7 protein-coding genes are annotated in these 7,880 nt (G+C 61.0%); 4 read left to right on the top strand and 3 right to left on the bottom strand.

The window, feature by feature from the left end; translation table 11 throughout:
• The first annotated feature begins 85 nt into the window (after positions 1–85).
• From Q0687_RS18625 to Q0687_RS18615, 3 genes are all read left to right on the top strand, one after another.
• Positions 86–1,009 carry a glyoxylate/hydroxypyruvate reductase A gene (locus tag Q0687_RS18625; protein WP_298879476.1) on the top strand — a complete coding sequence of 308 codons (924 nt, stop codon included), beginning with the start codon at positions 86–88 and terminating at the stop codon, positions 1,007–1,009.
• A 12-nt stretch (positions 1,010–1,021) separates the two neighbouring features.
• Entirely contained in the window at positions 1,022–1,378 is a 357-nt protein-coding gene (locus Q0687_RS18620) for a cupin domain-containing protein (RefSeq protein WP_298879474.1), read from the top strand.
• A gap of 208 nt (positions 1,379–1,586) precedes the next feature.
• Entirely contained in the window at positions 1,587–3,044 is a 1,458-nt protein-coding gene (locus Q0687_RS18615) for an NAD-dependent succinate-semialdehyde dehydrogenase (protein ID WP_298879470.1), read from the top strand.
• A 107-nt stretch (positions 3,045–3,151) separates the two neighbouring features.
• Here the strand turns inward: Q0687_RS18615 and Q0687_RS18610 are convergent, their stop codons facing one another.
• Positions 3,152–3,841, bottom strand: a complete 690-nt coding sequence (locus Q0687_RS18610) for a haloacid dehalogenase type II (RefSeq protein WP_298879468.1) — start codon at positions 3,839–3,841, stop codon at positions 3,152–3,154.
• 343 nt (positions 3,842–4,184) lie between these two features.
• Between Q0687_RS18610 and Q0687_RS18605 the strand changes: the two genes are divergently transcribed.
• Positions 4,185–5,561, top strand: a complete 1,377-nt coding sequence (locus Q0687_RS18605) for an aspartate aminotransferase family protein (protein WP_298879466.1) — start codon at positions 4,185–4,187, stop codon at positions 5,559–5,561.
• A gap of 34 nt (positions 5,562–5,595) precedes the next feature.
• Here Q0687_RS18605 and Q0687_RS18600 read toward each other — a convergent pair whose 3' ends face one another.
• Positions 5,596–6,072: an Lrp/AsnC family transcriptional regulator gene (locus Q0687_RS18600; RefSeq protein WP_298879464.1), complete on the bottom strand. Its 477-nt coding sequence runs from the start codon at positions 6,070–6,072 to the stop codon at positions 5,596–5,598.
• Between the two features lie 113 nt (positions 6,073–6,185).
• Positions 6,186–7,511, bottom strand: coding sequence for an FAD-binding oxidoreductase (locus Q0687_RS18595; RefSeq protein WP_298879462.1), 1,326 nt, complete (start codon positions 7,509–7,511; stop codon positions 6,186–6,188).
• Positions 7,512–7,880 lie beyond the last annotated feature (369 nt).

Here is a 7,880-nt window from a genome sequence, read left to right as displayed (position 1 = left end):
TTGCCGGTGAACGCGGTGACCCGCAGCCAGCTACACCACGCGACGGGGCACGATCACACGCCAAGCTAGGCAGAGGCGTGCACCGATGGCATTCTTGTTTAATTCCGATGCTGCGAGGGCCGCAGTCTTCCGCCAAGTCTTTGCGCGCGAGCTCCCCGATCTGGAATTCCATCATTGCAGCGAGAGCTTCGACCCGGAAAAGGTGCGGTACCTACTGACCTGGAACGTGCCCGACGATCTCGAGCGTTTTCGTAATCTGGAAGTGCTCTTTTCCATCGGCGCCGGTGTCGATCAGTTCAAGCCGGAGGCCATACCCGGCCACGTGAAACTCGTGCGCATGGTCGAGGATGGCATCTTACGTATGATGCAGGAATACGTCGTCCTTGGGGTATTGACGCTGCATCGCGAGATGCTGGCCTATCGGGAGCGGCAGAGAAGGGGCGTTTGGCAAGCGCTAGCATCGCCCCAGGCGGTTGATCGGCGTGTTGGCTTCCTCGGCCTTGGCATGCTGGCGCAAGCTGCGATCGACCGCTTGAGACCTTTTCAATTTCCCCTTGCCGCCTGGAGCCGAGGCAAGAAGGTGGTTGAGGGTGGCACCTGCTTTCATGGCGACGATCAGCTTGGCGACTTCCTGCGAGGAACGGACATCTTGGTCTGTCTTCTTCCGCTGACGGAGCAAACAAGCGGCGTCCTGAACGCGGGGCTCTTCTCGCTTCTGCCAGCGGGAGCGAAGTTGCTGCACGTCGGCCGTGGCCCGCAGCTCGATCAGGACGCACTCATCGAGTCGCTCGACAGCGGGCGCCTGACGGCAGCCATGCTTGACGTGACCGATCCCGACCCGCTGCCGGAAAGCCATCCACTCTGGTCCCATCCGAAGGTGATCATCACGCCGCATATCGCGTCCGTGACGCAACCGCACACGGCAGCACAATCCGTCACAGAGAACATTCGGCGCCACCGCGCTGGACAAAACCCGATCGGCCTAGTCGATCGAACACTCGGCTACTAACAGGAAAATGCCATGTCACTTCTGGTCACCATCGACGCCAATCCGGATTTCGTACCGAAGAACGCCTTGCCTGCCCCGGAACGGCTCATTTCCGGCAATCCATCGTTCAAGACCTGGGCCCAGGACTCCTCGAAAAGCGAGAAGGTGCTGACCGGCGTCTGGGAAGCAACGCCAGGGGAGACCCATTCCATCAAGGGCACCACCTTCGAGTTCTGTCACATTCTCTCGGGCCTCATCGAAATCGAGGAAAAGGGTGGCGAGACCAGGAGGTACCGCGCCGGCGACAGCTTTGTGATGAAACCTGGCTTCGTCGGGATCTGGCGCACGATCGAGACAGTGCGAAAGATCTACGTCTGTCATTATGACTGAAACGATGCTGAGGGCAGCACGATCAAGCGGCCCCTCAGAATATTCGACCTCCGGGTCCACGCCTGACCAGATTCAGCGCGGCCAGACACTTCAATATCAATGAAAAATGCGGCGTGCGGTCCTGTACTGCTCGCACGAGACGGCTTCGCCTCGCCACGCGCAAACAAGGCCGTGATGGCGAGGTCGTGCCCGAAGAAGGAGCAAGCACATGATTGCGTTGAAGGACAAGGATCTGTTTCGCCAGCAAGCGCTGATTGGCGGCACTTGGCTGGACGCGAGCACGAAAGCCAGCGTTGATGTCATCGATCCCGCCAGCCAGAAAGTGCTCGGCACCATACCCGATATGGGCCGAGACGAGACCAGGGCAGCAATCGACGCAGCGGCGGCTGCGTTCAAGCAGTGGAAGACCAAGTCTCATGCAGAGCGCGCAGCGCTGCTGGAGCGCTGGTATGAGCTTATGCGTCGGCATGAGCAGGATCTGGCGCTTCTGCTGACGCTGGAACAGGGCAAGCCGCTTGCTGAGGCGCTCGGAGAGATCCGTTACGGGGCATCCTTCGTCAAATGGTTTGCAGAAGAAGCCCGCCGCATCAACGGATCGACAATCCCGGCGCCCACCGTCGATCGCCGCATTCTGGTTCTGAAAGAGCCGGTCGGCGTCTGCGGGATCATCACACCCTGGAATTTCCCCAATGCGATGATCACACGCAAGGTGGCGCCGGCGCTTGCTGCGGGCTGTACCGTCGTCATCAAGCCGTCCGAGTTTACGCCTTTTTCGGCACTAGCCATTGCCGTTCTGGCCGAGCGGGCTGGAATTCCGGCGGGCGTGATCAACATCGTGACGGGCATGCCTGCGGAGATCGGCCAGGAGCTGATGGCCAACGAAACCGTCCGCAAGATCTCATTCACCGGATCGACGCGCGTCGGTGCGTTGCTGATGAAGGGCGCCGCCGACAACATCAAGAGGCTCAGCCTCGAGCTCGGTGGCAATGCACCGTTCATCGTCTTTGACGATGCCGATCTCGATCGCGCCGTCGAGGGGGCGATTGCGTCGAAATTCCGCAATGGCGGGCAGACATGCGTCTGCTGCAATCGCATTCTCGTTCAATCCGGCATTTACGACGCCTTTGCACAGAAGCTCGCCAGCCAGGTCGCCAAAATGAAGGTCGGAGCCGGCACCGAAGAGGGGGTCGTAATCGGGCCGATGATCAACCGTGCGGCGATCGAGAAGATCAAGCGGCACGTCATGGACGCCCTGGATAAGGGCGCAAAGATCATCGCGCAGAGTGAGGCGGTGCCGGAAGGTCGGCAATATGCCCGGCCTCTCGTGCTCGGTGGTGCGACGACTGAGATGCTGCTCGCTTCAGAAGAGACGTTCGGGCCGGTCGCTCCGCTTTTTTGGTTTCAGACCGAGGACGAGGCGATTGCGATCGCCAACGGCACGCCGTTCGGCCTTGCCGCGTATTTCTACACTGAAAACCTCAAGCGCTCCTGGCGCGTTGCCGAGGCGCTGGAGTTCGGCATGGTCGGCCTGAACACCGGCCTGATCTCGACGGAGGTTGCGCCGTTCGGCGGTGTCAAGCAGTCGGGCCTTGGACGGGAGGGATCCCAGCTCGGGATCGAAGAATATCTCGAGACCAAGGCGCTCCATGTTGGCGGGCTGGTCTGAGCAGCCGTCGAATCTGCCGCTGAAACAGGAAAAGGGGGCGGCTTAACCGCCCCCGTTTTCGTTTGCAGCTCGAGGTTTGATTCTCGGCGAAGATTCCGAAGCGATCGTCACGCGCTTTTGCGCAGGGGCTCGAGACCGACTGCCGCGGCGAGCCCTCCGATGTCAGCGACCTCTGTGTATTCATAGAAGGGGTTTGCGGGCTCGTGACCGCGATTCACCCAGACCTTGCTCTTGATGCCGAGATCGTAGGCGGTCATCAGGTCGTAGCGGAAGGAAGAGGAAACGTGGGTAATGTCTTCCGGGCCGCAGCCAAGCTTGTCGAGCATGTACTCGAAGCCCTTCATCTGTGGTTTGTAGGCGCCGGTCTCCTCCGCTGTGATGACCATGTGGAAGGGAGCGCCGAGCTTGTCCACATTCGACATGATCAGATTTTTCATCGAATTCGATAGGATGACGAGCGGAATCTCCGTGGCAACTTTGGCCAGACCCGCCGGGACGTCGGCATGCGGCCCCCAGGTGTGGATCTCGTCGTTGATGCGCTTGGCATGCTCCGGCCGAAACACGATGCCGTTGCGCTTGCACGCGCGCTCCAGCGCATTGTGAACGACCTCGAAATACGGCTTCCAGGCGCCGAGAACCTCGTCCAGGCGGTAGGCTGAAAAATCCTTGATCAGCTTTGCCATGGCCGTTGGCGAGAGCTCCGAGCCGTAGACGCGCGTGGCCGCGCCGGCCATGTCGAAATTCGTCAACGTGCCGTAGCAGTCGAAGGTGATGTATTTGGGTCTGAACGTCGCCATAGCTCCAATCCTTGCGATCTCTTGCACCGCTTGCCGGTACGACAGAGAGCATAGCGAGCACCCGACAAGATAAAGCACCGATGTCGCGGCGACCGGGAGCAGATTGTGTCGAAGCGGATCGGAGCTATAGCAGAGAGTTGCACGAAAAGGCGCCCTCCGATCTGAGCGCCAATGCCTGGCGCGGGCCGATGCTGGCATAAGATGCGGCGCCGATCGGAAATGGCAGTCGAAATGCTCTTCGTCCATGTCCAGCCCGGGAGCAACTGCTGTCTTGGTCATCCTATGTTGAGTGCGAGAACATCGTGGTGGCCGCACAAGCGCCGCGGTTGATCTGGAGGACAACATGTTGAGCAACTCGCTGATTGAACTCGATCGCGCGCATCTGATTCATCCGGTCTCATCCTATCGCAGCCACGAGGCGACGGGCGTTCGCGTGCTGAAGTCAGGCAGGGGCGCGACGCTGACCGATGTCTCGGGCCATCAATTGCTGGACGGCTTCGCCGGCCTGTGGTGTGTCAATGCCGGTTACGGACAGGACAGCATCATTGAAGCCGCGACGAGGCAGCTCCGCGAACTGCCTTATGCGACGGGTTATTTCGGGTTGGGTTCCGACCCGGCCATCCGGCTCGCCGCGAGGCTGGCTGAATTGGCGCCTGGCGATCTGAACCATGTCTATTTCACCTTGGGCGGCTCCGATGCCGTCGACAGCACGATCCGGTTCATTCGGTACTATTATCATGCCAAAGGGACGCCACAGAAGGATCAGTTCATTTCGCTCGAGTCTGGCTACCATGGATCGTCGACGGCAGGGGCCGGCTTGACCGCGCTACCGGCCTTTCATGCGGGCTTCGGGGTGCCCCATAGCTGGCAGCACAAAATCCCGTCGCATTATGCCTATCGCAATCCCGTCGGCCCGAACCCGCAGGCGATCATCGATGCGTCGGTCGCGGCCCTGCGGACGAAAGTCGCCGAACTGGGCGCGGATCGCGTTGCCGCCTTCTATGTCGAGCCGATACAGGGCTCGGGGGGCGTTCTCGTTCCGCCGCCGTCCTGGCTGAAGGCCATGCACGCTGTTTGCAAGGAGCATGACATTCTGTTCATTGCCGATGAGGTTATCACCGGCTTTGGCCGTGTCGGTCCGCTCTTCGCTTGTGAAGAGGACGACGTCGTGCCGGATCTCATGACCGTGGCAAAGGGACTGACGTCTGGCTATGTCCCGATGGGAGCCGTTCTGATGTCCGACCGCGTCTACAACACCATTGCCGATGGCGCCGGCAAGGCGGCCGTCGGTCACGGCTACACCTATTCCGCCCATCCGGTCAGCGCAGCTGTCGGGCTCGCGTGCCTCGACCTCTACGAAAACGGTTTGCTGGAGAACGGCCGCAAGGCCGGGCACCGCCTGATGGAGGGTCTTCGCGCGCTGGCGGATCATCCGCTTGTCGGCGATGTCAGGGGTCGCGGCATGCTGGCCGCGATCGAGCTCGTCACCGACAAGGAACGCAAAACGCCGCTGCCGGCGGAAGCCGATGCGGCGCGCCGCATTTTTGACCGCGCTTGGGACAACGGTCTCGTCATCCGTGCCTTCGCGCAAGGCGTGCTGGGCTATGCGCCGCCGCTGTGCTGCACGGATGCGGACATCGACGGCATCATCGAGCGGACCAGGAAGACGCTCGATCAGACGCTCGAAGACAAGGACGTTCGCGCGGCGATGAGGCGATGATCATGTGCCTGCACGTCGGTCGCCAGATCGCTCTTCAGCTGTTGAAGATGCTTTCGAGCGGCAGATGGGATTTCACGATCGGCGACTTTAACACGACGAAGCTGAAGTATTTGTCGATGCCGATATCCATCTCGACCAGGCGTTCCATGACCGCCTGGTATTCGCTGATCCCTGCCGTGATGAACTTGACGAGATAGTCGTATCCGCCCGAAACGAGATGGCACTCGACGACGGAATCAATCTTTTCGATCGTCGTGAGAAAGCGCGCGAAATCGATCTGCCGGTGATTCTTGAGGGTGATTTCAGCGAAGACGGTTAGAGTTTGTCCGAGCTTGGCAACATCGATCTGGGCGGAATAGCCGGTGATGAAACCCTCCGACTGGAGCCTCTTGACTCGCATCAGGCACGGGCTCGGGGATAGGTTTATCAGCTCTGCGAGCTCGACGTTGGAAATCCGCCCGTTCTTCTGCAGTTCGCATAAAATCCTGATGTCGAGCTTATCGAGCTTCATAGCAATGCCATGAGATGGAGCCGAGGGCGGCGTCAAGGCTTCGAGGCTTCAGCGTCATACGCGTTGTCATAACACCAACCAGCATTTTTTCCCACCGGGGCAGAAACTGCATCCTAGAACTCGCTGACCTTGCCCCAGGCGTTCATCTTCAGCCGCTCCGGCCGGTAGGGGCGGGGGTCGACGATTGGCGCGCTGCCCGTAATGATGTCTGCGATCAGATGCCCGGCCCCTGGGCCGATCCCGAAGCCGTGGCCGCTGAAGCCCGCGGCCAGGATGAACCCTGGAATCGACTGAACTTCGCCGATGGCGGGGATGCCGTCCGGTGTGCTGTCGATGTAGCCGGCCCAGACATTCGAGATTTCGACATGCTCGAGTGCCGGCAGCAGCCTGCAGGCTCGTCGATGCGTCGCCCGAATCTGCTTCATGTCGGGGCGAGGATCGAGCGTCCGGTTCAGCTCCATCGGCGTCACCTCATCCAGCCGCCATTTAGCCAGGGTTTCATGGCCCTGCCGCAGTCCCTCGAAAGCCCCAGGGCTGAGACTTCGCCACCGGCGAGCGAACATGGGCAGGAATTCGCGGACGAATCTGAATTGCTGCGGCGTCGGGTCAACTCGCGCCCGCCCACTGATCGCGAGCGTGTATCCGCCATTGCCCCGCCGGGTGAGCGAGACGAGCCCGGTGTAAAGAGCATCAGGCAGGCTGGCGGCGCCGGGGGCGACGGCGAGAATGGACTGGCGCACGGATGCCTGCGGGAAACGAACTCCCAGTTGGTTACAGAACGAAGACGCCCAGGCGCCTCCTGCCATGACCACCGTTTTCGTCCGGATCGTGCCGGCTTCGGTCACCACGCCGCTGACCCGGCCGCCATTGAGCTCCAGGCCGCGCGCCGCGCATTGCTGGTGCACTGTGCTTCCCGCCGCCATGATCAGGCGCGCGGCGATGGGGACCGCCTTTGAGGTATCTGCCGTTCCGTCCGTTGGAGAGAAGACGCCACCCTTCCACTTGCGGCCCGTCGCCTTGCCTCGCTCGTTCGCTTCTTCCGCACTCAACATGTGCGTCGCGACGCCCACCGTTCTGGCGAAGTCTCGCCACCTGGCCCAGCCCACCAGCTCGCTTTCCTCGTTCGATAGATACAACAGCCCGCAGCGGCGAAAACCCGGATCTTCACCGGTCTCCTCGGCGACTCTCTCCCAGAGATCGAGGCTCTTGGTCGCAAGCGGTAACTCGCGAGCGTCGCGGTTCTGTTGCCGACACCATCCCCAGTTGCGGCTGGACTGCTCGGCGGCGACGCGGCCCTTCTCGAGCAAGGCAACCTTGAGGCCGCGACGGGCGAGGTAGTAGCTCGTGAACACGCCCACGACGCCGCCGCCGATGACGACCACGTCCGCCTCACGAGGCAGGGATGGACTGGATTCGATATGCAGGAGCGGCGCGCTCATCGGACTGGGATCTCCGGTGGTTGCGTAGCGTAACCGAGGAATTGCGGCAGGCGCCGCGGACTTTGGTCATGAGACCGAATATCCTGCGGTTTACTGCCTTTGACATAGGCAATTATTGCGAAAATACTTTGCTTGCGTTGCAGCTTGCAGCGGCGAGACCGATGCACGCGCTTCTGCGATCCATTGCGCGCTTCCTGGCAAGCGCCACGGCAGGGCCGGCGGCGCAGACCGAAATGCCAAATCGGACTACGTTTTCAGAAGTTCCTGCTGCTTCGATGCCGTTTTCGGCGACTCCGGGGTGATTCAAATCGTCAAGATCGGCAGAACCAATCGATCGATCGGCCAAGGTCCGCGGGAAGGGCAACTTGC

Origin of the sequence: uncultured Bradyrhizobium sp., from assembly GCF_936928535.1 — a bacterium.
Taxonomy (GTDB): Bacteria; Pseudomonadota; Alphaproteobacteria; order Rhizobiales; family Xanthobacteraceae; genus Bradyrhizobium.
This window is presented reverse-complemented; position numbering and strand designations above follow the sequence as displayed.